General features: G+C 74.5%; 22 protein-coding genes. 12 read left to right on the top strand and 10 right to left on the bottom strand.

What is annotated here, in order from left to right; genetic code table 11:
* Positions 1 to 29: 29 nt before the first annotated feature.
* Positions 30 to 1,268 (top strand): cytochrome P450, encoded by a 1,239-nt coding sequence (locus J1G43_RS19620; RefSeq protein ID WP_207378338.1) that lies wholly within the window; start codon positions 30 to 32, stop codon positions 1,266 to 1,268.
* Positions 1,269 to 1,281: 13 nt separating this feature from the next.
* On the opposite strand, the gene J1G43_RS08880 is transcribed toward J1G43_RS19620, so the two are convergent.
* Complete coding sequence (locus J1G43_RS08880; RefSeq protein ID WP_207378339.1) at positions 1,282 to 2,334, bottom strand: hypothetical protein; 1,053 nt, start codon at positions 2,332 to 2,334, stop codon at positions 1,282 to 1,284.
* Positions 2,335 to 2,455: 121 nt separating this feature from the next.
* On the opposite strand from J1G43_RS08880, the gene J1G43_RS08885 reads away from it, so the two are divergent.
* Positions 2,456 to 3,442, top strand: a complete 987-nt coding sequence (locus J1G43_RS08885; RefSeq protein ID WP_207378340.1) for a TIGR03618 family F420-dependent PPOX class oxidoreductase — start codon at positions 2,456 to 2,458, stop codon at positions 3,440 to 3,442.
* A 211-nt stretch (positions 3,443 to 3,653) separates the two neighbouring features.
* Here the strand turns inward: J1G43_RS08885 and glnA are convergent, their stop codons facing one another.
* Positions 3,654 to 5,078, bottom strand: coding sequence for a type I glutamate--ammonia ligase (gene glnA, locus J1G43_RS08890; RefSeq protein ID WP_089799516.1), 1,425 nt, complete (start codon positions 5,076 to 5,078; stop codon positions 3,654 to 3,656).
* 177 nt (positions 5,079 to 5,255) lie between these two features.
* Between glnA and J1G43_RS08895 the strand changes: the two genes are divergently transcribed.
* Positions 5,256 to 5,759, top strand: coding sequence for an RDD family protein (locus tag J1G43_RS08895; RefSeq protein WP_207341123.1), 504 nt, complete (start codon positions 5,256 to 5,258; stop codon positions 5,757 to 5,759).
* Positions 5,760 to 5,785: 26 nt separating this feature from the next.
* Here J1G43_RS08895 and J1G43_RS08900 read toward each other — a convergent pair whose 3' ends face one another.
* Positions 5,786 to 6,526 carry a DUF4191 domain-containing protein gene (locus tag J1G43_RS08900; RefSeq protein ID WP_207341124.1) on the bottom strand — a complete coding sequence of 247 codons (741 nt, stop codon included), beginning with the start codon at positions 6,524 to 6,526 and terminating at the stop codon, positions 5,786 to 5,788.
* 87 nt (positions 6,527 to 6,613) lie between these two features.
* Entirely contained in the window at positions 6,614 to 7,627 is a 1,014-nt protein-coding gene (gene lipA, locus J1G43_RS08905) for a lipoyl synthase (RefSeq protein WP_207370532.1), read from the bottom strand.
* A 168-nt stretch (positions 7,628 to 7,795) separates the two neighbouring features.
* Between lipA and J1G43_RS08910 the strand changes: the two genes are divergently transcribed.
* Positions 7,796 to 8,299 (top strand): flavodoxin domain-containing protein, encoded by a 504-nt coding sequence (locus J1G43_RS08910; protein ID WP_207341126.1) that lies wholly within the window; start codon positions 7,796 to 7,798, stop codon positions 8,297 to 8,299.
* Between the two features lie 3 nt (positions 8,300 to 8,302).
* On the opposite strand, the gene lipB is transcribed toward J1G43_RS08910, so the two are convergent.
* Positions 8,303 to 8,992 (bottom strand): lipoyl(octanoyl) transferase LipB, encoded by a 690-nt coding sequence (gene lipB / locus J1G43_RS08915; RefSeq protein WP_207378341.1) that lies wholly within the window; start codon positions 8,990 to 8,992, stop codon positions 8,303 to 8,305.
* A gap of 10 nt (positions 8,993 to 9,002) precedes the next feature.
* Positions 9,003 to 9,515 (bottom strand): MarR family winged helix-turn-helix transcriptional regulator, encoded by a 513-nt coding sequence (locus J1G43_RS08920; protein WP_249670548.1) that lies wholly within the window; start codon positions 9,513 to 9,515, stop codon positions 9,003 to 9,005.
* A 48-nt stretch (positions 9,516 to 9,563) separates the two neighbouring features.
* Here J1G43_RS08920 and J1G43_RS08925 point away from each other — a divergent pair, with 48 nt between their 5' ends.
* The 3 genes from J1G43_RS08925 to J1G43_RS08935 are packed head-to-tail and all read left to right on the top strand — an operon-like array spanning position 9,564 to position 14,314.
* A complete protein-coding gene (locus tag J1G43_RS08925; protein ID WP_242635525.1) occupies positions 9,564 to 11,846 on the top strand; it encodes an MMPL family transporter in 2,283 nt (760 codons plus the stop codon).
* A 20-nt stretch (positions 11,847 to 11,866) separates the two neighbouring features.
* Entirely contained in the window at positions 11,867 to 12,913 is a 1,047-nt protein-coding gene (locus J1G43_RS08930; protein ID WP_207378343.1) for a Gfo/Idh/MocA family oxidoreductase, read from the top strand.
* A gap of 51 nt (positions 12,914 to 12,964) precedes the next feature.
* Entirely contained in the window at positions 12,965 to 14,314 is a 1,350-nt protein-coding gene (locus tag J1G43_RS08935; protein ID WP_207378344.1) for a hypothetical protein, read from the top strand.
* On the opposite strand, the gene J1G43_RS08940 is transcribed toward J1G43_RS08935, so the two are convergent.
* The 3 genes from J1G43_RS08940 to lpdA form a co-directional block, all read right to left on the bottom strand.
* Complete coding sequence (locus tag J1G43_RS08940; RefSeq protein ID WP_207378345.1) at positions 14,286 to 15,203, bottom strand: TIGR01777 family oxidoreductase; 918 nt, start codon at positions 15,201 to 15,203, stop codon at positions 14,286 to 14,288. The two genes, J1G43_RS08935 and J1G43_RS08940, sit on opposite strands and share 29 nt — an antisense overlap.
* Before the next feature lie 127 nt (positions 15,204 to 15,330).
* Complete coding sequence (gene sucB, locus J1G43_RS08945; protein ID WP_207341132.1) at positions 15,331 to 17,151, bottom strand: 2-oxoglutarate dehydrogenase, E2 component, dihydrolipoamide succinyltransferase; 1,821 nt, start codon at positions 17,149 to 17,151, stop codon at positions 15,331 to 15,333.
* 29 nt (positions 17,152 to 17,180) lie between these two features.
* Positions 17,181 to 18,563 carry a dihydrolipoyl dehydrogenase gene (lpdA, locus tag J1G43_RS08950; RefSeq protein WP_207341133.1) on the bottom strand — a complete coding sequence of 461 codons (1,383 nt, stop codon included), beginning with the start codon at positions 18,561 to 18,563 and terminating at the stop codon, positions 17,181 to 17,183.
* Positions 18,564 to 18,766: 203 nt separating this feature from the next.
* On the opposite strand from lpdA, the gene J1G43_RS08955 reads away from it, so the two are divergent.
* The gene (locus tag J1G43_RS08955; protein WP_207370524.1) at positions 18,767 to 19,126 is read left to right on the top strand and encodes an oxidoreductase; all 360 of its coding nucleotides are present in this window, start codon (positions 18,767 to 18,769) and stop codon (positions 19,124 to 19,126) included.
* 71 nt (positions 19,127 to 19,197) lie between these two features.
* On the opposite strand, the gene J1G43_RS08960 is transcribed toward J1G43_RS08955, so the two are convergent.
* The gene (locus J1G43_RS08960; RefSeq protein WP_207370523.1) at positions 19,198 to 20,679 is read right to left on the bottom strand and encodes a leucyl aminopeptidase; all 1,482 of its coding nucleotides are present in this window, start codon (positions 20,677 to 20,679) and stop codon (positions 19,198 to 19,200) included.
* Positions 20,680 to 20,759: 80 nt separating this feature from the next.
* Between J1G43_RS08960 and J1G43_RS08965 the strand changes: the two genes are divergently transcribed.
* Genes J1G43_RS08965 through J1G43_RS08980 form a run of 4 tightly spaced genes read left to right on the top strand, consistent with a single transcriptional unit; the run spans position 20,760 to position 22,858 of the window.
* On the top strand, positions 20,760 to 21,116 hold the full coding sequence (locus tag J1G43_RS08965; RefSeq protein ID WP_207370522.1) for a hypothetical protein: 357 nt from the start codon (positions 20,760 to 20,762) through the stop codon (positions 21,114 to 21,116).
* A gap of 1 nt (position 21,117) precedes the next feature.
* The gene (locus J1G43_RS08970) at positions 21,118 to 21,588 is read left to right on the top strand and encodes a hypothetical protein (protein ID WP_207341137.1); all 471 of its coding nucleotides are present in this window, start codon (positions 21,118 to 21,120) and stop codon (positions 21,586 to 21,588) included.
* 5 nt (positions 21,589 to 21,593) lie between these two features.
* Positions 21,594 to 22,646 (top strand): quinone-dependent dihydroorotate dehydrogenase, encoded by a 1,053-nt coding sequence (locus J1G43_RS08975; protein ID WP_207378346.1) that lies wholly within the window; start codon positions 21,594 to 21,596, stop codon positions 22,644 to 22,646.
* Complete coding sequence (locus J1G43_RS08980) at positions 22,643 to 22,858, top strand: hypothetical protein (RefSeq protein WP_307859533.1); 216 nt, start codon at positions 22,643 to 22,645, stop codon at positions 22,856 to 22,858. Before J1G43_RS08975 ends, J1G43_RS08980 begins: the two co-directional genes overlap by 4 nt.
* Positions 22,859 to 22,861: the final 3 nt, after the last annotated feature.

Below are 22,861 nucleotides of genomic sequence, written 5' to 3' on the forward strand. Positions count from 1 at the left end.
CTGAACGGGTGGCCTCTACAGTCGATCGGGTGACGGCCACGGCGGACGGGCAGACGCAGGGCACGGCGGCCGGCCGCCCCGTGCGCAAGCTCGCGCAGCCCGACGACGGGCCCGGTCCGGACCTGGAGCACGTGCCGGGGCCACGCGAGCGCTGGCGCGTCCGCTCCCACGCCCTCGCCCGCGCCGTCCTGCGTCAGCCCGAGACCACGCGCCAGGCGGGGTTCGGCGCCGACACGCTCAACCAGGGGCCCGTCCGGATGCGGCCGCCGATCCTGTACCAGGAGGGGGAGCAGCACCACGCCCAGCGCCGCGCGGCGGCGCACCTGCTCGCGCCGCGGGTCGTCGCCGGGTACCGGGACTGGATGGCGGCGACGGCCGAGCGGCTCGTCGCGCAGGTGCGTACCGACCGCTGGACGGACCTCACGGCGATCACGATGCAGATGGCGGTCGAGGTCACCTCCCGCGTCATCGGCCTCGACCACGGGGCCTCTGCGCGCATGCGGGGCCGGCTCGCGGAGTTCTTCGAGCCCGTGCCGCCGGGCGGCTCGCCGCTCACGCACGCGCGGGCGGCGCTGCGGAGCACGGCGATCCTGCGGTTCTACGTGTTCGACGTGAGGCCCGCGATCCGGGCGCGGCGCCGACGGCGCGGCGACGACCTCATCAGCAGCCTGCTCGACGCCGGCTACACCGACCTGGAGATCCTCACCGAGTGCGTCACGTACGCCGCGGCCGGCATGGCCACGACGCGCGAGCTCATGACGGCGGCCGTGTGGCACCTGCTCGACGACGACGCGCTGCTCGCCCGGTACCGCGCGTCCGACCGCGACGGCCGCGTCGCGATCATCGAGGAGGTGCTGCGCGTCGAGCCCGTCGTGGGGCACCTGCTGCGGCGCACGACGGCTCCGCTCACGCTCGACGGTCCCGACGGGCCGCTCGAGGTGCCGGTCGGCACGTTGATCGAGCTCGACCTGCGGGCCGTGAACGCCGACGAGCGGGTCGTCGGTGGCGACCCGCTCGCGGTGTGCCCGGCACGGCCGATGGCGCGCGCGGTCGGCCCGGTCGTGCTCGCGTTCGGTGACGGGCACCACCGGTGCCCCGGCGCGCCGCTGGCGTCGATGGAGGCGGAGATCTTCGTCTCCGCGCTCCTGCTGCACGACGACGTGGCGACGGCCGGGGCCCCGCGGGTGCGGTGGAACGACGTCAGCCAGGGCTACGACCTGACCGCGTGGCGCGTGCGGCGCGTCGGCGCGGCCGGCTCGCCGGGCTGACGCCGCGGCCGGGTCAGGCCACGGCCACCTCGGCGGCTGCCACGGCGCGTGCGGCCTTCCGCGTGCGACGCGTGCCGATCGCGTGGACCGCGAGCCCGACGACGACCCACGCACCGAGCGTGAGACCGGCGGTGAGGCCGCCCGTGCCACCGAAGTACGCGACCGAGCGGACGAGGGTGCCGGTGGCCCCGGGGGGCAGGATCTGCCCGAACGCCCCGAGCCCGGTCGGCAGCCACGCCGCGGTGGTGGCGATGCCCGCGAACGGGTTGCCGAGGAACATCATCGACATCGCGCCGATCGTGAACCCCTTGCCGCCGAAGGCCTCCTGGAGCCCGGTGAGGGGGAACGCCATGGCGGCGATGCCCAGTGCCATGGCGCCGGCGACCGGCAGGAACGCGGAGTCGATGCTGCCGAAGGGGAACCGCAGCACGGTGGCGACGACGAGGCCACCGACCACGGAGAAGGTGAGCAGGCCCACGAGCTTCCAGGTGTTGCTGCGCGCGAAGGCGGTCCGGAACGCGACGACGGGCACGATGCCGCCGAACACGAGCGGGAAGGCCAGGCCGCCGATGCCGATGCCCGACGGGTCGGTGGTCGGCAGTGCGACGACGTCATCGGTCGTGACGGGGACGCCCATCGCGGTGCCGATGGCCTGCGCGGTGGCGGAGACGGTCTGCGCGATGGCGCCGCCACCGGCGGACGCGACGACGCTGTGGACACCGTTGGGCCCGACGACGAAGCCGCCGACGACCTCGCGCCCGCGCACCGCCTCGACCAGCGCCGCCTGGTCGGTGAACTCCTGGACGTGGTAAGCGCCGGGCGCGGAAGCCGTCAGGGCCTCCTCGAAGCGGTCGGCCTCCTGCGACGACCCGACGAGCCCGACCGGCAGGTCGGTCGGCCCGCTCTTCAGCGACGGGAGGATGAAGATGGCCAGCAGGATGGCCAGGACCGCGCCGAGGGCGACGGTCATGCCGACCAGCTTGGTCAGCTGCTTGCGCTTGCGCGGGGGAGCGACCTCGCCCTCGGGATCGCGCGGGGCGGGGGCGAGCTCGGTCGTCGCAGTCATGAGTTCCTTCATCCGGGACAAGCGGAGGATCGCCGTCCGCTTATGTGGATGATAGACCTCCGGTTAGGGTGATGGGTGTCGAGAGGCCCGCACGTCGGCATCGTCACACCGAGGAGGGGCCATGCGCGCGGACGCAGCGCGTCGTCGCGCCGCGCTCATCCGCGCGGCCCGGTACCTGTTCGCGCTGCACGGCAGTGACATCGCCCTCGACGCCGTCGCCGAGGCGGCCGACGTGGGCATCGCGACGCTGTACCGCAACTTCTCCTCGCGGGCCGCTCTCGCCGAGGAGGTGGCCCTCGCCATCCTGGACGACGTGCACACGGCGGCCGACGAGGCGCTGGATCGCATGTCGGACGACCCAGGAGCCGCCTGGCACGCGTACGTCCGCCGGCTCGTCCAGCTCGACCTGGGGGCGCTGTCCGCCGCGCTGACCGAGCACCTCACGGACGACATGTCCGCGCGTGTGCGCGCCGCGCAGACCGCGACGCTCGCCGGTGTGGGTGCCGTGCTGGGTGCCGCGCGGGCGGCCGGTCTGGTCCGTGGCGACCTGGCACCGCTCGACCTCGTGCTCGGGATCGGGCTGATCACCCGTCCGCTGCCCGAGCCCGTCGCGCGCGACGTGCCCGACCTCGTGCCGCGGATGGTCGACATCGTGCTCGCCGGGATGCGGCCCGGCGACGAGGTGGCACCGGACGCTGCGGATCGACCGGTGGGCCGGCGCCGTGGTGCCGTCACAGGGCTCGCCGAGCAGCCCTGCGTGTGGCTGACGACGCTGCGGCGGGACGGCTCGCCCCACGTCACGCCCGTGTGGTTCCTCCTCGACGACGACACGTTCTGGATCGCGAGCTCGACCGTGGACGTCAAGGTCGCCAACATGCAGCGCGACCCGCGCGTGGCGATCGCCGTCGACGGCCCGGGGGCGCGTCCGGCCGTCGCGCAGGGCCGTGCGCACGTGCACCACGACATCCACGCGCACGCCTCGCTCCTGGCCCGCTTCGCCGCCAAGTACGACGGCTGGGACGCCGCCGATGAGCGTCAGGACGGGCCGCGCGTCATGATCGAGGTCCCGGTGGACCGCTGGCTCCTGAGGCCCGACAGTCCGGTCTGAGCCGCTGCGACGGCGACGGTGCCAACCCGAGCGGTCGGCCTCTGCGTGGCGTCGATCTACGGCCGTGCCGCCGCACGCACGGGGCACGTTCGGATGGCGTCAGCAGGCAGGTCGGCCACCGACGACGGCCCCGCACCCGCCGGCCGGGCACGCCACGAGGGGCGCCCCTGACGGGACGCCCCTCGGTGCCGTACTGATCGGGAGCAGCCGATCAGCAGTCGTAGTAGAGCTCGAACTCGTGCGGGTGCGGACGCAGCCGGATCGGGTCGACCTCTGCCGAGCGCTTGTAGTCGATCCACGTCTGGATGAGGTCCGGCGTGAAGACGTTGCCGGCGGTCAGCCAGTCGTGGTCGGCCTCGAGGTTGTCGAGAACCTCGGAGAGCGAGCCCGGGACCTGCTGGATGAGGGCGTGCTCCTCGGGGGGCAGCTCGTACAGGTCCTTGTCGACCGGCTCCGGCGGCTCGATGCGGTTCTGGATGCCGTCGAGGCCGGCCATGAGCATGGCCGCGAACGCCAGGTACGGGTTCGACGACGGGTCCGGCACGCGGAACTCGATGCGCTTGGCCTTGGGGTTCGAGCCCGTCACGGGGATGCGGATGCACGCGGAGCGGTTGCGGGCCGAGTAGACCAGGTTGACCGGTGCCTCGAAGCCGGGCACCAGGCGGTGGTAGGAGTTCACCGTCGGGTTGGTGAACGCCAGCAGGGCCGGGGCGTGCTTCAGCAGGCCGCCGATGTACCAGCGCGCCATGTCGGACAGGCCGCCGTAGCCCTTCTCGTCGAAGAACAGCGGCTCGCCGTCCTTCCACAGCGACTGGTGCACGTGCATGCCCGAGCCGTTGTCACCGAACAGCGGCTTCGGCATGAAGGTCGCCGTGCGGCCGTTCTCGTGCGCGACGTTCTTCACGACGTACTTGAACAGCTGCACCTTGTCGGCCGACTTGCCGAGCGTGTCGAAGCGGTAGTTGATCTCCGCCTGGCCGGCGGTGCCGACCTCGTGGTGGGCGCGCTCGACCTGGAAGCCCAGCTCGTCGAGCTGCAGCGAGATCTGGTCGCGCAGGTCGGCGAAGTGGTCGACCGGCGGCACGGGGAAGTAGCCACCCTTGTAGGGCGTCTTGTGCCCGAGGTTGCCACCCTCCTCCTTGCGGCCCGTGTTCCAGGCGCCCTCGATGGAGTCGATGTAGTAGAACGACGCGTCCTGGCGGGTCTGGAACCGGATGTCGTCGAAGATGTAGAACTCGGCCTCGGGCGCGAAGAACGCGGTGTCCGCGATGCCGGTCGACTTCAGGTACGCCTCGGCCTTCGCGGCGACCTGGCGGGGGTCGCGGCTGTACGGCTCGTCCGTGTACGGGTCGACGATGTGGAAGTTGATGTTGAGCGTCTTCTCCGTGCGGAACGGGTCGACGTACGCCGTCGTCAGGTCCGGGATCAGCTTCATGTCCGACTCGTGGATCGCCTGGAAGCCGCGGATCGAGGACCCGTCGAACATCTGGCCGTCGGTGAAGAAGTCCGCGTCGAGCGAGGCGGCGGGCACGTTGAAGTGCTGCATCACGCCCGGCAGGTCGCAGAACCGCACGTCGACGAACTTGACGTCCTCGCTCCTGATGAACGCCAGGACTTCCTCCGGCTTGGTGAACATCCGCTGCTCCTCGGTCGATGGTGCCCGGTCGTCCCGGGCACGAGCGAGGCTAGGAGCGGGGAGTTTCCCTGCCGTGGCCCCGTGGTTTCCGGGAGGTTACGGGGGTCTGTGCCAGGTAACGATCGCACGACACGACGGGTGCGCGGGACGTCCTGGCCGCGCACGTACGCTGGACGCATGGTGACGCGTGACTCGGTCGGCTCCTGGCTCGAGGGCGGCCCCCGCGGCGACGACGACGGCCGTGCGGCGGGCGCCGCGCTCGGTCTGCCGGCGTCCGGCCCGGGGTCGATGGCGCGGCTCGGGCGGCGGCTGGTGGCCCTCGCGATCGACTGGGTCGCGTGCCTGGCCGTGTCCGCCGTGCTGCTGCCCGCGCGCTCCGACGGTGCGTTCCTGCTGCGGGGCGACTCGTTGGGCACCCTGGCCGTCTTCGCGGTCGAGAACCTCGTGCTCGTCGCGACGCTCGGGCACACGCTCGGTCACCGCGTGGCCGGTCTCCAGGTCCGGCGTCTGCTCCGACCGGCCGTCGGGCGCCCGCCCGTGCCGGCACCCGGGGCGCCCGGACCCGTCGCCGCGCTCCTGCGCACGTTCCTGCTGTGCCTGGTGCTGCCCGCCGTCGTCTGGGACGCCGACGGCCGTGGCCTGCACGACCGCGCCGCAGGCACGGTGCTCGTCCGACGCTGAGCCGACCTCGGCCGGTCCGCCGCGCGTCAGCGCCCGCGCATGCCCTTGCGGTCGGGACGTGCGCGCATCGGGTCGATGCCCTTCGGGACGGGCAGCCGCGCGCCGCCCAGCGAGGTCACGCGGCGCAGCACGACGGCCACCTCGTCCTTGGTGAGCTGGCCCTTCAGCTTGGTCACGGTGCGCGGCAGCTTGCGCAGCGGGACCTGACCGTCGCCGTCGCCCACCTGGATGAGGTGGATGGGGGCACCCGACACGACGCGCGCCGTGCGCTTGCGCTCCGCCTCGAGCAGCTTGCCGATGCGGTGCGGGGGGCCCTCGCCGACGAGCACCACGCCCGGCTTGCCGACGCCGCGGAACACGAGGTCCTGCGTGCGGGGGTCGGCCGCCACGGGCTCCTGCGTGAAGGTCCAGCCGCGCCGCAGCGTGCCCAGCGCGGCGAGCGACGCCCCCGGCTGGCCCTCGATGCGGCTGTAGGCGGCGGTCTCGGCGCGCCGCGCGAGGACGAACATGGCGCCCAGGACGGCGAACGGGATGCTGAGGACCAGCACGTACACCGGCTGGCCGATGAGCTGGCCGACCAGGACGCCGACGGCGATGATCCCGACGAGGACGCCGAGCATGATCCACGTCACGGCAGGGTCCGTCTGGCGCGTGATCTGGTACGCCTGCCAGAGCTGGTGGTACCAGCGGGTCTTCTTGACCTTCCCGCTGCCCTTCGCCGTGCTCTCGGGGGGGCTCTGCGGGGACCTGGAGCGCTCGCGTGCCATGACCCGGGAGTCTACCGGCGCGCCGGGGCGCGCACGTCCGGTCCGCCGGTCGGCCCGGCCGCGCTGATCAGGGATCCGGCGGGCTGCTCAGACGAGCGGTGTGCGTGCCAGCAGCGCGGACGCCTCCTGGCGGGCGGTCGTGGCCTCACCGAGGTGCGCGAGCGCTGCCGGGATCTCGCGGCCGCGGCGGCGCATCGCCTGCCCCCACAGCCGGCCCGCGCGGTACGACGAGCGCACCAGCGGCCCGGACATCACCCCGAGGAACCCGATGCGCTCCGCCTCCTGCGAGAGCTCGACGAACTCCTCGGGCCGCACCCACCGGGCCACCGGGTGGTGGCGCACCGAGGGTCGCAGGTACTGGGTGATGGTGATGAGGTCGCAGCCCGCGTCGTGCAGGTCCTGCAGGGCGTCGACGACCTCCTCGGTCGTCTCGCCCATGCCGAGGATGAGGTTGGACTTGGTGACCAGGCCGGCCTCCCGCGCGCGGGTCAGCACGGACAGCGACCGCTCGTAGCGGAACCCGGGGCGGATCTGCTTGAAGATCCGCGGCACGGTCTCGAGGTTGTGCGCCAGCACCTCGGGGCGCGACTCGTTGACGACGTCGAGGAGCTCGGGGGTGGCGTTGAAGTCGGGGATCAGCAGCTCGACGCCCGTGCCGGGGTTGAGCGCGTGGATCTGGCGCACGGTCTCGGCGTACAGCCACGCGCCGCCGTCGGCCAGGTCGTCCCGCGCGACGCCCGTGACCGTCGAGTACTTCAGCCCCATGGCCTGCACGGACTCGGCGACGCGGCGCGGCTCGTCGGTGTCGAGGTCGGCGGGCTTGCCCGTGTCGATCTGGCAGAAGTCGCACCGCCGGGTGCACTGGTCGCCGCCGATGAGGAACGTCGCCTCGCGGTCCTCCCAGCACTCGAAGATGTTGGGGCAGCCCGCCTCCTCACAGACGGTGTGCAGCCCCTCGCGTCGGACGAGGCCCTTGAGCTCGCTGTACTCCGGGCCCGTCGTCGCGCGGGTGCGGATCCACTCCGGCTTCTTCTCGATCGGGGTGGCGGCGTTGCGTGCCTCCACCCGGAGCATCCGGCGTCCCTCGGGTGCGATCGTCACCCCGCCACACTAGCCCGGTGGGCGTGCGACGGTGCTGACCCGGGGTGTGACGGGGACCTCTGTCCCGCGCGGTCCCGGCCAGTCCGGTCCACGCTGGGAGGAGCCACCCGCACCCGCGGGGGGCAGGCGGCCGCGGCGGACCGGCCGAGGGCTGGAGGAGGTGGCGCGATGCGCGTCCTGGTGACGGTGGCGTCGAGGCACGGCGCGACGCGCGAGATGGGCGCGGAGGTCGCGGAGCAGCTGCGCGCCGCGGGGCACGAGGTCGACGAGGTCGAGCCCGACGACGTCGAGCACGTCGACCCCTACGACGCGGTCGTGCTGGGCTCGGCGGTGTACGTGGGTCGCCTGGCGCTCGGGCTGCGGGACCTGGTGGACCGGCAGGCGGGCCAGCTGCGCGAGCGCCCGGTGTGGCTGTTCTGGTCCGGACCGGTCGGGGACCCACCGGTGCCCGAGACCGTGCCGGACGACGTCACCGAGATCGCACGGACGGTCGGTGCGCGCGGCGTCGCGGTGTTCACCGGGCGGCTGGACCGCGCGGGGCTCAACATCTCCGAGCGGGCGCTCGTCGCGCTGACCCGCGCCGACGCGGGCGACTTCCGTGACCTGGACGCGGTGCGCGCGTGGGCGCAGGACGTCGCGCGCGAGCTGCGGCAGATCGCCCGCAGCGCCTGACCCTCAGCCGACCGGGGTGGCCCGGTCGGCCGTCGCTGCCAGCAGGGGGCCGAGGGACTCCTGCAGGTGGGTGACGACCAGGGGCGCAACCTCGGCGATCGTCACGTCGCGCCCGGCCTCTGCGGTCAGGGTGGTGACGTCCGCGTCGTCGATGCCGCACGGGACGATCCGCGCGTACCAGTCGAGGGACGCGGTGCAGTTGAGGGCGAACCCGTGCATGGTCGTGCCGCGGGCCACGCGGACACCGATCGCCGCGACCTTGCGGGCCCGCCGCGGCGCCGGTGAGGTGCCGGGCTCGTCGGCCGGCAGCCACACGCCGCTGCGGCCCTCGACGCGGCCCGCGCTGACACCGACGTCCGCGCAGGTGCGGATCAGCGCCTCCTCGAGGGCGCGGACGTACAGGACGACGTCGACCGGCTCCGCGAGCCGGACGACGGGGTAGCCGACGAGCTGACCGGGCCCGTGCCAGGTGATGCGTCCGCCCCGGTCGACGTCGACCACGGGCGTGCCGTCGACCGGTCGGTCGGAGCGGGCCGTGCGCCTGCCGGCGGTGTAGACCGGCTCGTGCTCGACGAGCAGCAGGGTGTCCTCGTGCTCACCGGCGGCGACCGCCGCGTGCCGCTCGCGCTGGAGGTCCCAGGTCGGGACGTAGGGCTGCAGCCGGGTGCCGAGCTCGAGCGGTTCGACGCGCATGGGCGTCAGGCTATGCCCTCGCAGCGGGCGGCACCCCGGCGGGGGTGCCGTCGGCGGGCCGGTTGCCGGGGCGCGGGTCGGGCAGCACGTCCCACGGGGCGACGACCTCACGCAGCAGGTCGTCCAGGAGCGCCCGGCGCTCGGGCGGCAGGTGTCCCAGGACCGACTCCTGCGCCGGTCCCGGGTCGGCGCACGCCCGCAGCGCGGCCGCGCCGGCGGGGGTGATCGCCACGACGTGGCGGCGCCGGTCCTCCGCGTGCGGACCGCGGGTCACGTACCCGGTGCGGACGAGGCGCGCGACCACGCGGCTCATGGTCTGCTCGGTGACGCCGCAGGCGTCCGCCAGCTCGCGCTGCGACATCGGGGACGCGGTCACGTGGACGAGCACGGGCAGGCTCGCGTGGTTGAGGTCCCACGACGCGAGGTGCGCGTCCCAGGCTCGCTCGATGCGGCGAGCGGTGGCCGACAGCATCCGGCCCACGGGCCAGTGGTCCGCGGGAGGCGGACCCTGCTGCACACTCACGCGTCCTCCGGTTTGCCGAGTCGTTCCTGCGGGCCCATGATACTCAGCATGCTGAGGAATCCAGTGGCCCGGGCAGTGACCGTCGCCGTCGTCCTCGTCGTCTGGCTGGGGCTGGGCGGCGTCGGTGGCGCCGCCCAGGGACGTCTGTCCCAGGTGCAGACGAACGACACCGCGGCGTTCCTGCCGTCGTCGGCGCAGTCCACGCTGGCCGCCGAGGCGTCCCGCGAGTTCGTCGACACGCAGACCCTACCCGGGCTGGTCGTCCTCACCCCGGCCGAGGGGGGTGACGTCACCCCCGAGCAGCTCGCCGCCGCCGCGACCTTCGCCGAGGAGTTCCCCGACGAGCCCGTCGACGGCGGGACATGGGGGGACCACCTCACCGGCCCGGTCGTGCCGGTGCCGTCCGAGGACGGTGAGGCGATCCTCCTCGCGGTCCCGCTGGACGCGGACGACGCCGAGATCCTCGTGGGGGAGGAGTCCCTCAACAACCTGCTGGTCGAGGACCTGCGCGCCGGTCTGGCCGACCGGCTGGGCGCCACGGCGTCGAGCGCGGGCGACCTCGGGCTGGAGGCGTGGGTGACCGGGCCCGCGGGGTTCGTCACCGACCTCGGCACCGCCTTCGCCGGCATCGACGGCCTGCTGCTGCTCGTCGCCCTGGGCGCGGTGCTGCTGATCCTCGTCGTGGTGTACCGCTCGCCGTTCCTGCCGTTCGTCGTCATCTTCACGGCCGTGTTCGCCCTCGCGCTGGCCGGGCTCGTGGTCTACGAGCTCGCCGACGCCGGCGTCCTGGTCCTCAACGGCCAGGCCCAGGGCATCCTGTCGATCCTCGTCGTCGGCGCCGCCGTCGACTACTCGCTGCTGCTGGTCGCCCGGTACCGCGAGGAGCTGCGCCACCAGGAGCACCCGGCCGACGCCATGCGCATCGCGTGGCGCCAGTCGCTCGAGCCGATCGCCGCGAGCGCCGGCACCGTGGTCGCCGGACTGCTCTGCCTGCTGCTGTCCGACCTCGGGTCCAACCGCAGCCTCGGGCCGGTCGCCGCCATCGGCATCGCCGCAGCCCTGCTGGCGGCGCTCACGCTGCTGCCCGCGATCCTGCTCGTGGCCGGTCGCCGGTCCCGTGTGCTCTTCTGGCCCCGCGTGCCGCGGTACGTCGCGGCGGGCAGCGCCGGCCCGGCGACGCACGGCGAGCACGCCACCGACGTGCCTCCAGCGGCCGTCGACGCCGCCGAGGGCGACGGCCTGTGGGCCCGCTGGGCGCGGTTCGTGGCACGCCGGGCGCGTCCCGTCTGGATCATCAGCGCCGCCGTGCTGCTGCTGGCCGCCGCGTTCGTGCCGACGTTCCGCGCGGGCGGCACGAGCCAGACCGACGTGTTCCTCACGCCCGTCGACTCGGTCGCGGGGGAGGAGGTGCTCGCCGAGCACTTCCCCGCCGGAGCGGTGCAGCCGGCCCTGGTCGTGGTGGACGAGAGCGAGCTGGACGCGGTGCTCGAGGCCGCGCAGGGTGTCGAGGGCGTCGAGTCCGCGGCCGCCTACACCGGCGCTCCCGGGGGAGCGCCGGGTGCTGCCGACGCCCCGCCGGTCGTCGTCGACGGCCGGGTGCGGGTCGACGTCGTCACGCAGGCGCCGTCGGACAGCCAGGAGGCCGTCGACACCGTCGCCGACCTGCGCGACGCCGTCGTCGAGGTGGCGCCCGACGCCCTCGTGGGCGGACCCGCCGCCGAGACGCTCGACACCCAGGTGTCGAGCGAGCGGGACCTGCGGGTCATCGTCCCGGTCGTCCTGGTGGTGATCCTGCTCATCCTCATGCTGCTGCTGCGCTCGATCGTGGCCGGGCTGGTCCTCATGGCGGCCAACGTCCTGTCCTTCGCGGCGACGATCGGCATCGCGGCGCTCGTGTTCGACCACGTGCTCGACTGGCCCGACGCGGACCCGGTGGTCCCGCTCTACGGCTTCGTCTTCCTCGTCGCGCTGGGCGTCGACTACTCGATCTTCCTCATGACGCGGGTGCGCGAGGAGTCGCTGCACGTCGGCACGCGCGAGGGCGTCACGCGCGGCCTGGCCGTCACCGGTGGGGTCATCACCTCCGCCGGCCTGGTCCTCGCGACGACGTTCGCGGCGCTGGCGGTCATCCCCCTGCTGTTCCTCGCGCAGCTCGCGTTCATCGTGTCGCTCGGCGTGCTCATCGACACGTTCGTCGTGCGCAGCCTGCTGGTGCCCGGCCTCGTGCACGACCTGGGCCCGCGCACGTGGTGGCCGAGCCGGCTGTCGCGGCGCCCGGAGCACGGCACGCACGCCTCGCTGCGCAGCACGGAGCGGACGAGCGTGTCATGAACCCCTCCTAGAGTGGCGGCATGGAGCCGCTGCGCATCGGGCTGATCGGGTACGGCGCGGCCGGGCGTGGGATCCACGCCCGGCTCGCGCGCGAGACGGGGCAGCAGGTCGTGGCGGTCGTGACCCGGCACCGGGCCGAGCAGGTGGCGGCCGACTGGCCCGGCGCGCGCGTCGTCCCCGACGTCGCGGCGCTGCTGGCCGACGCCGACGACCTCGACCTCGTCGTGGTCGCCAGCCCCACCGGCGACCACGCGGACCACGCGCGCGCCGCGCTCGAGGCGGACGTCGCCGTGCTGGTCGACAAGCCGCTGGCCACGACCCGCGTGCAGGCCAGGTCCCTGGTGCGGCTCGCCGAGCAGCGTGGCGGGCGGCTCACCGTGTTCCAGAACCGGCGCTGGGACCCCGAGCAGCTCACGCTGCGCGCCCTGCTGGCCGACGGGACGCTCGGCCGCGTGCACCGGTTCGAGCGGCGGTGGGAGAGGTACCGCCCCGAGCCGCAGCACCGGTGGAAGGAGGAGGACACCGTGGGCGGCGGGCTCCTGCTCGACCTCGGTGCGCACCTGGTGGACTCGGCCGTGCAGCTCTTCGGCCCCGTGCGCCGCGTGCACGCCGAGCTGCGCGCGCTGACGACCCCGGCGGTCGACGACGTCTTCCTCGCGCTCGAGCACACGCCCGACGCGACCGGGCACCACGTGGTCTCCCACCTGGCGGCCGGCGGCCTGGTGGGCGCACCCGGTCCGCGCACGCGCGTGCTGGGCGAGCGCGGCGCGTACCTGGTGACGAGCTACGAGGGTGAGCCCACGCCGTTCGCCGTGCTCGACGCGGTCCAGGAGGACGGGCGGCGCCCCGGGGAGCCGGTGCACGAGGGCTGGCTCGTCCGCGGCGCCGAGCGGACACCCGTGCCGCGTGCCCCCGGAGGTCACGCCGACCTCTACCGGGCGGTGCAGGCGTGGGTGCTCGCCGGCGGTCCGGTCCCGGTGGACCCGGCCGACGCGGTCGCCACCGCGCGGGTCCTCGACGCGGCTCGCGTCGCCGCCTCGACCGGGGTCGCGCAGCTGCTCGACTGAGCCTGTGGACGACGCCTGCGGGTGGCGGGACCGGCGGTGTTCGATGGCGCCGTGGACACCGCCGCACCCCCGCCGGACGACGTCACCCGCCTGCTGCAGGCGCACGGGACCCGTGCGGCCGGCGCGGTGGGCACGGACGGGGCCTGGTGGGTGGCGCGCCCGGTGGCCGACGACGGGGCCTGGCTCGCGGTGCAGGTGGCCGACGTGCCCGTCGACGCCACGCTCGCCGCGCGGGCGCGCGCGCTCACCGGCCTGCACCATCCCCACCTCGCCCGGGTCGTGGCGGTGGAGCCGCTCGGGCCGGGACGGGTGGCACTGGTCTGCGCCCACGTGCCCGGGCCGACGCTCACCGCCGTCCGCGCCGCGCGGCACCCCCTGACCGACGGTGAGGTCGTGACCGTCGCCGTGCCCGTGGCCCAGGCGCTCGCCCACCTGCACGGAGCCGGGATCGCGCACGGTGCCGTGGGCGCCGACCGCATCGTGCTCGGCCCGGGCGGGATGCCCGTGCTCGTCGACCTGCGTGCCGCGCTGCGCGGCGACGGTACGGCCACGGGCGACGTGCACCGCCTCCTCGCGACGCTGCTGGGGGTCATGCCGCCGATCGACGCGCACCTGGCGGCGGGGCTGCCCGAGGAGGTACGGCTGCGCGACGCGCTCGAGGCGCTGCTGCGCACGGGCGCCGGACCGGACGAGGTCGTCGACACCGTCTTCGCCCTGGCGGCGCCCGAACCGGTGCACCTGCCGGACGAGCCGCTGCGCGACGGCCCGGGCGCCGGGGACGACGGCTCCCGCCGACCGCCGGACGAGGAACCGGTGCGCCGTCTGCGGCAGGGCCGTCGCCCGCGACGCCGCCCGTCCGTCGCAGCGGTCGCGACCGCGGCGGGCCTCCTGGTCCTGGGGGCGGCGGTCGTCCTCGGGCGGGGCGTCCTGTCGGGGGTGGCCGCGCCGGCGGTGGAGTCACCGGGTCAGGTGGTGCGTGCGACGGCGGCGTCACGGGACGCCGCCGCCGACCGCGAGGACCCCGCGGGGGCCGCGGCCGCGCTCACCCGGTGGCGCGGGGCCGCGCTCGCGGCCGCCGACCCGGCGGCGCTCACGACGGTCGCGGCGGACGGCTCACCGGCCCTGGCCGCCGACCGGGAGCTGGTCGACCGGCTCGCCGGCGCCCGCAGCGACGGCCTGGTGGTGGACGTGGTCGCGACCGCGGTCACGGGGACGACGCCGGACGGTGACGCGACCGTCGTGGTCACGTCGGCCGTGGGCGCCCACACGCGGGTGACCCCGGACGGGCAGCGTGCCGAGGTCGCGGCGACCGCGCCGCGCACCGTCGAGCTGGTGCTGCGGTGGACCGCGCAGGGGTGGCGCGTGTGGGACGTCAGGGAGCCGGCCGCCGCGACGCCCTGAGCCACCGCGCCACGTCGACCGGCGTGGCGTGGCGCGGGACGAAGCCCGTCGACGCCAGCACGGTCGGCTCCGCGCGGATGGAACCGAGCACCTCGGAGGAGAAGTCACCCAGCGCGACGCGCAGGACCGGGGCGGGCACCGGCAGGGTCACCGGCGCGCCCCACGCGCGCCGCAGGGCCCCGACCAGGTCGACGTGCCGGTCGGCGGACGCGACCAGGTTGGCCGGACCCTGCACGTCGGTCGTGAGCAGGTGAGCGATGGCGCGCACCTCGTCGAGCAGGCTGATCCAGCTCCAGAACTGCTGCCCGGACCCGAGTCGGGTGGCCACACCGGCACGCAGGGGGAGGAGCAGCGGCGCGGCCGCGCCGCCGTGCGCGGCCAGGACGATGCCCGTCCGCAGGTGCACCACCCGGATCCCGGCCGCCTGCGCGGGCACGGTCGCCGCCTCCCAGCGGCGGACCACCCCGGCGAAGAACGTGTCGCCCAGCGGCTCGTCCTCGGACAGCGGCGTGTCGCCGCGGTCGCCGTAGGCCCCGATGCCCGAGGCCTGCAGCAGCACCCGGGGCGCACGCCCGTCGTCGGCGTCCGCGAGGTCCGCGAGCGTGCGCGCGAGCAGGCCTGCGGTCTGCACCCGGGAGGAGAGCACGGCCTGCTTGCGTGCGGGCGTCAGCGGGCGCGAGGCGACGGGCACGCCGGCGAGGTCGACCACCGCGTCGCTCGCCGCCACGGCCGCGGTGTCGACGGCACCGGCCGCCGGGTCCCAGGACGCCTCGTCCGGACCGCGGGACGCGCGCCGCACCAGCCGGACGACGTCGTGGCCGGACTCGCGCAGGTGCTGCACGAGGGCGGTTCCGACCAGGCCGGACGAGCCGGCGACGAGGACGCGCATGCGGCTCACCCTAGTCAGGGGCCACCGTCACGCCACCGCCACGCGCGCCGCAGCCGTGGCGTCCCCCGCACGCGCCGCGGGGCCGCCCACCGGCTGGTGGACGGCCCCGCGAGGGAGTGCGTGTGCGTCAGAGACCGAGCTCGGACTCGAACGCGCCCTCCTCGAGACGGTTCTTCACCGCGGTGAGGTAGCGCGACGCGTCGGCGCCGTCCACCAGGCGGTGGTCGTACGACAGGCACAGGTAGCACATCGAGCGGATCGCGATGACCTCCTCGCCGTCCGGGCCCTTGACGACGACCGGGCGCTTGACGATCGCGCCGGTGCCGAGGATGGCCGACGTGCCGCCGGGAACGATCGGCGTGTCGATGATCGCCCCGCCCGAGCCGGTGTTCGTCACCGTGAAGGTGGCGCCCGACAGCTCGTCCGGCGTGACCTTGTTGGACCGGGTGCGGCCCGCGAGGTCGTTGATCTTGCGGGCGATGCCGGCGAGGTTGAGGTCGCCCGCGTCGCGGATGACCGGCACGAGCAGCCCGCGCTCCGTGTCGACCGCGATGCCGACGTTCTCCTGGCCGTGGTACGTGATGGTCTTGTCCTCGAGGATGCCGTTGACCTTGGGGTAGGTCTTCAGCGCCTCGACCGCGGCCTGCACGAAGAACGGCAGGAACGTGAGGTTGACACCCTCGCGCGCCTTGAAGTCCTCCTTGGCCCGTGCCCGGAGCTTGGCGATCCGGGTGACGTCGACCTCCACGACGGTGGTGAGCTGCGCCTGCGTGTGCAGGGCCTCGACCATGCGCTCGGCGATGATCTGCCGCAGCCGGCTCGCCTTCTCGGTCGTGCCGCGCAGCGGCGAGACCTGGGCGGGCGCGGCCGCCTTGGCGGGAGCGGGTGCTGCGGCGGCCGGTGCCGGCGCCGCCTTCGCGGCCTCGGCGGCCTTGCGGGCCTCCTCGGCCTTGGCGGCCGCCTCGAGGACGTCCTCCTTGCGGATGCGCCCGCCGACGCCCGTGCCCGTGAGGGTCGCGACGTCGACGCCCTTCTCGCCCGCGAGCTTGCGGACGAGCGGGGTCAGGTACGAGCCGCCCGCGGTGGGCTGCGGCGCGGACTGCTGCGCGGACTGCGCGGTCGGCTGCGCGGCGGCGGCCTCCTGCGCGGCCGGCGCAGGCTGCTGCGCGGCCGGTGCCTGCTCGGCCTCCGGCGCAGGGGCCTCGTGCCCGGCCGGCTGCGCGGCGGGCGTCTGCTCCTGCGCGGGCTGCTCCGGTGCCGACGGCTGCTCGGGTGCGGCGGCGGGCGCGGCGTCGCCGGATCCGACGACCGCCAGGACGGCGCCGACCTCGACCGTCTCGTCCTCCTGCACGCGGATCTCCTGCAGCGTGCCAGCGACCGGCGAGGGGATCTCGGTGTCGACCTTGTCGGTCGAGATCTCGAGCAGCGGCTCGTCGACCTCGACGCTGTCGCCGACGTTCTTCAGCCAGCGGGTGACGGTGCCCTCGGTGACGGACTCACCCAGCGGCGGGAGGGTGACCTCCTGGCCACCACCGCCACCGTTGCCACCGGCCGAGGGCGCCGGGGCGTCCTCGTGCTCCTCGACGGGCTGCTGCGCAGGCTGCTGCTCGGCGGCCGGCTCCTCGGCGGGAGCCTGCTGCTCGGCGGCCGGCTCCGCCGGCTGCTCCTGGGCGGGGGCGTCCTGCTCGGCGGAGCCGGAGTCGCCGCCCTGGCCGGAGCCGATGACGGCGAGCGACGCGCCGACCTCGACGGTCTCGTCCTCCTGGACGAGGATCTGCTCGAGCACGCCGGCGAACGGCGAGGGGATCTCGGTGTCGACCTTGTCGGTCGAGATCTCGAGCAGGGGCTCGTCGACCTCGACGGTGTCGCCGACGTTCTTCAGCCAGCGGGTGACGGTGCCCTCGGTGACGGACTCACCGAGCGCGGGAAGCTGCACGTTGTCGGACATGACCGCTCGTGTCTCCTTGGGTCCTGGGGTCAGTTGTGGGCGTGCAGCGGCTTGCCGGCGAGCGCGAGGAACGCCTCACCGAGAGCCTCGTTCTGCGTGGGGTGCGCGTGGACCAGCTGGGCGACGTCCTCCGGGTAGGCCTCCCAGTTGACGATCAGCTGACCCTCGCCGATGAGCTCGCCGACGCGCGCACCGATCATGTGCACACCGACGACCGGCCCGTCCTTCTTGCGGACGAGCTTGATGAAGCCCTGGGTGGCGAGGATCTGGCTCTTGCCGTTGCCGCCCAGGTTGTACTCGAGGACGTCGACGCCGTCGTCGCCGTAGAGCTCCTTGGCACGCTTCTCCGTGACGCCGACCGAGCCGACCTCCGGGTCGGAGTACGTCACGCGCGGGATGCCGGACTCGTCGATGAGCGGCGGGTTGAGGCCCGCGATCTGCTCGGCGACGAAGATGCCCTGCTGGAAGCCGCGGTGCGCGAGCTGCAGGCCGGGGACGATGTCGCCGACCGCGTAGATGTTCGCGACGCCGGTGTGCAGGCGCTCGTCGGTGATGACGAAGCCGCGGTCGAGCGTGATGCCCTGCTCCTCGTAGCCCAGGCCGCCGGTGTTCGGGCCGCGGCCCACCGCGACGAGCAGCACGTCGGCGTCGAAGGTCTTGCCGTCCTCCAGCGAGACGTGCACGCCGTTGTCGTCCTGCGTGACGCCCGAGAACCGGACGCCGAGGTTGAACTTGATGCCGCGCTTGCGGAACGCGCGCTCGAACGCCTTGGAGATCGCCTCGTCCTCGTTCGGGACCAGGTGGGGGAGCGCCTCGATGATCGTGACGTCGGCACCGAACGACTTCCAGACGCTCGCGAACTCGGAGCCGATGACGCCGCCGCCGAGGATGATCGCGGAGCGCGGCACCCAGTCGAGCGTCAGCGCCTGGTCGGAGGTGATGACCCGGCCGCCGATCTCCAGACCGGGCAGCGAGCGCGCGTACGAGCCGGTGCCGAGCACGATGTGCTCACCGGTCAGCGTGCGGTCGCCCACCTGGACGGTGTTCGGGCCGGTGAGCTTGCCGTAGCCCTCGACGACCTCGATCTTGCGGGACTTGATGAGACCCTGCAGGCCCTTGTAGAGCCGGCCGATCACGTTGTCCTTGTAGGTGTTCACGCCAGCCATGTCGATGCGCTCGAGCGTGCTGTGCACCCCGAACTGCGCGCCCTCGCGGGCGTTGTCGGCGAGCTCGGCCGCGTGCAGGAGCGCCTTGGTCGGGATGCACCCGCGGTGCAGGCAGGTGCCACCCACCTTGTCGGCCTCGACCAGGGCCACGGTCTTGCCGAGCTCGGCGGCGCGCAGCGCGGCTGCGTAGCCGCCACTGCCTCCGCCCAGGACGACGATGTCGAAAGCGGTGCCGTTGTCGGCCACGTGCGCACTCCTCGGAGGGTCTGGGATCTGCTGCGGCCCCATCTTGTCATCCCGTCCACTCCGCGACGAACCGTCTACCACAAGTGCGGGTGTGAGCCCCACGACAGACGTCCCATGACCTGCGGCGTCGTGGCGGACGAGGACGCACGATCCGGCGCCGCGCCACCCAGGCCGTGTGCAGGCTGCATCGGTAGGGTGCGCGCATGGGTCTCTTCTCCCGACGACGGTCGGCGCGCGCGGAGTCGTCGACGGACGTGCCGGCCGGCCGCAGCGCACGCGCCGAGACCCTCGCGTACCTGCGCGAGTTCGTCGCGACGCGCGTCGGGGTCGAGGCGTACGTCGAGCCGCGGACCAACGTCACGCCCACGACGCTCATGCTCGTGGCGACCGACGGGGAGTGGACGCGCCGCAAGGTGCCCGACGAGCGGACGGCCGCCGCGCTCGCACGTGACCTGCAGATCCCGGTCTACGACGTCCAGCGGACCGGGTACCCGCAGCGGGTCCGGGACTGGAACTCCCGGCAGCGCATCGAGCGCCGACGCCGCGCCACCGAGCGCGGCTGACGCAGCCGCCCGCCGGGGGTCGAGGGCTGCGGCCCGCCGTGCGGGTCGGACCGCAGCGCCCCGGCCGTCGGTCAGGAGGCGCGCTGCTCCAGCAGCCGCAGCAGCGTGCGGACACCCACGCCGGTCCCGCCGACGGGGGTGTAGCCGAACGGGGTGCGCTCGTTGAACGCCGGGCCGGCCACGTCGAGGTGCGCCCACGGGGTCGTCCCGACGAACTCCTGCAGGAAGATCCCGGCCGTCAGCATGCCGCCGAACCGGTCCCCGATGTTCGCCAGGTCCGCGACCTTCGACTTCAGGCCCGCGCGCAGGTCGGCCGGCAGCGGCATCGGCCAGAACTGCTCGCCCGCGCCGTGCGCGGCGTCGACCAGCTCGGCGCGCGCCTCGTCCGTGCCCATCACCGCGGACACGCGGTGGCCGAGGGCGACCATCTGCGCACCGGTGAGCGTGGCGATGTCGACGACGAGGTCGGGCTTCTCCTCGACCGCCGCCACCAGGCCGTCGGCCATCACGAGCCGGCCCTCGGCGTCGGTGTTGAGGACCTCGACGGTCTTGCCGCCACGGATCGTCACGACGTCCGAGGGGCGCTGGGCCGTGCCCGACGGCATGTTCTCGGCCAGGCAGAGCCAGCCGGTGACCGCCACCGGCAGGCCCAGGCGCGCAGCCGCGACGACCGTGTGCAGCACGGCGGCCGCACCGGCCATGTCCGACTTCATCGCCTCCATGCCGGCCGCGGGCTTGATCGAGATGCCGCCGGAGTCGAACGTGATGCCCTTGCCGACCAGGGCGACGTGACCCGACGCCTTGGACGGGGAGTACGCGACCTTGACGAGCCGCGGCGGACGCGCCGAGCCCTGCCCGACGCCGACCAGGCCGCCGTAGCCGCCGGCGGCGAGCGCCTTCTCGTCGAGGACCGTGATCTTGAGCGACCGGGTGCCGGCCGCCTTGACCGCCGCCTTGGCGAGGTCCGCGAACGCGGCGGGGTACAGGTCGTTGGGAGCCGTGTTGACCAGGTCGCGCGTGCCGTGCACGGCCTCCGCGAGCACCTCGGCCCGCGCCAGCGCGGCCTTGGCCGCCTTGTCCTTCACCGCGGGCGTGACGAGCTCGATGCGCCCGACCGGGGCGTCCTGCGCGTGGTAGCGGGCGAACCCGTAGGCGCCGAGCAGGGCGCCCTCGGCCACGGCGGCCACCGCGTCGGCGTCCTGCGCGGGCAGCGCGAGCGCCACCGAGTCCAGGCCGGTGAGCTCGCGGGTCGCGGCACCGGCCGCGCGGCGCAGCAGCTCCGCACCCGCCGGCGTGCCGGCGTCGGTCGGGCCGTCGCCCAGGCCGGTCACGACCAGCATGGCCGCGCGCAGCCCGGTGCCGGGGAGCCGGCGCACCTCGTCGACCGCTCCGGTGATGCCGAGGCGTGCACCGTCCTGCGTGATCTGGCGCGTCAGCTCGGCGGGGAGCCAGTCGGCGGCGACGGGGACGACGGACGTGCCCTGGGCCTGGACACCCACGACGACGGCGTCGACGTCGAGCTCGGCGGGGGAGGAGGAGGTCAGCGAGATCACGTACCCGATGGTAGCCGCGCCCGGACCGGGTCCCGGCGGACGTGCGGCCCGGTCGGCGGTGCGCGGTAGGTTGTGGCACCGTGTTCCTCCCTCTCGCGCTGCTCGTCGCCGCCCTCTGCCTCGCACTGGCCGGATGGGCCGGGTGGTTCGTCGTGGCCGACCGTCCGGTCGTCCTGCGGCAGCTCTGGGGCGGCGCCGTCGTCGAGGGTGTGCTGGTGCTGCAGGGCGTCGTCCTCGCGGTCGTGCAGGCGACGGGTGACCAGGACGTCGACGGCGTGCTGCTGTGGGGCTACGTCGTGACGCAGCTGGTCGTGCTTCCCGTGGCCGCCGCCTGGGCGTTCGCCGAGCGCACCCGGTGGAGCTCGGTCGTCCTGCTCGTCGCCGTGCTGACGGTCGCGTTCCTCGAGCTGCGTCTGCTGCAGATCTGGGCGGCCTGACGTGACCGGGTCGGGCCGCACCGCACCGGGTGCCACGCCGTCGCACCGCGCGACCGGGACCGGCGGCGGGCGACTGCTCGTCGCGGTCTACGGCGTGCTCGCGATCGCGGCGACGGCGCGCGGCCTCTACCAGGTCGGCACCAAGCTCGACGAGGCGCCCGTCGCGTACGTGCTGTCGCTGGCCGCCGGCATCGTCTACGTCGTGGCGACCGTCGCGCTGGCGCGCGACCGGCGGGCCACCGCCTGGGTCGCGGTCGTGTTCGAGCTGGTCGGCGTGCTCACCGTGGGGACGCTGTCCGTGGTCGACGTCGGCGACTTCCCGGACGAGACGGTCTGGTCGCGGTTCGGCGCGGGGTACGGCTACGTCCCGCTGGTGCTGCCGTTCGTCGGGCTGTGGTGGCTGCGGCGCACCGGGGACCGCGGCGCCGCCGTGGACGGCCGGACCCCGAGCGACCCGCCGGCCGTAGGGTGATCGGCGTGTACCGGCTCCTGTTCGACCTGGTCTTCCGTCGCATGGACCCCGAGCGGGCGCACGAGCTGGCGTTCGCGCTGATCGGCGCCGTGGGGCGGGTGCCGGGGCTGCGGTCCCTCGTGTCGCGGGCACTGCGGGTGCCCCGCGGCGGCGCGGGCGCCGTGCGCGTCTGGGGACGCACCCTGCCCGGCCGGTTCGGCCTGGCGGCGGGCTTCGACAAGAACGCCCGCGCGGTCGAGGGCCTGGCGATGCTCGGCTACTCCTTCGTGGAGATCGGCACCGTCACCGCGGAGCCGCAGCCCGGCAACGAGAAGCCGCGACTGTGGCGGGTCCTCGACCAGCGAGCGCTGCGCAACCGCATGGGCTTCAACAACGAGGGGTCGGCAGCGGTCGCCGCACGGCTGCGCCGGCTGCGGGCCACACCGCACGGCCGCTCGCTCGTCGTCGGGGTCAACATCGGCAAGACGAAGGTGACCCCGGCGGCCGAGGCGCCCGCCGACTACGCGACCAGCGCCGGACGCCTGGCCCCGTACGCCGACTACCTCGTGGTCAACGTGTCGTCGCCCAACACCCCGGGCCTGCGCGACCTGCAGGCCGTCGAGTCGCTACGGCCCGTGCTCACCGCGACGCGCGTCGCCGCCGACGAGGCGACCGTGCGGGCCGGGCGCCCCGTCGTCCCCGTGCTGGTGAAGATCGCGCCGGACCTGTCCGACGCCGACGTCGACGCGGTCGCCGAGCTGGTGGCCGAGCTCGGCCTGGACGGTGTCGTCGCGGTCAACACCACCGTCGGGCACACCCTCGGCCCGGGTGGGCTCTCCGGTCCGCCGCTGCTCGCCCGTGGGCTCGACGTCGTCGCACGGCTGCGCACGCGGCTGGGCGAGGAGGCCGTCATCATCGGCGTCGGGGGCATCGCCTCGCCCGCCGACGCGCGCGAGTACCTGGCGGTGGGGGCCACGCTCGTGCAGGCCTACACGGCGTTCGTCTACGAGGGACCGGCCTTCCCCGCGCGCGTCTCGCGCGCGCTCGCGGACGACGCCCGCCGCGGAGGTGCGCGGTGAGCCTGGTACGCGCCCGCTGGCAGTGGCGGCTCGAGGACGCGGGTGGCCTGACCGTCGACCGGCCCGGCAGCCCGGTGTTCCTCGCGCGGTTCGAGGCGGAGCAGTGGCTGGGCGAGCACTGGCGCGCCCTGGCCGGTCAGGGTGTCCGTCGCGTCGTGCTGCAGCTCGGCGAGGACGACGTGCCGCCGGTCATCGAGCTGCCCGCCGGCTGACGG

The organism is Cellulomonas sp. zg-ZUI22, assembly GCF_017353535.1.
GTDB lineage: Bacteria > Actinomycetota > Actinomycetes > Actinomycetales > Cellulomonadaceae > Cellulomonas > Cellulomonas wangleii.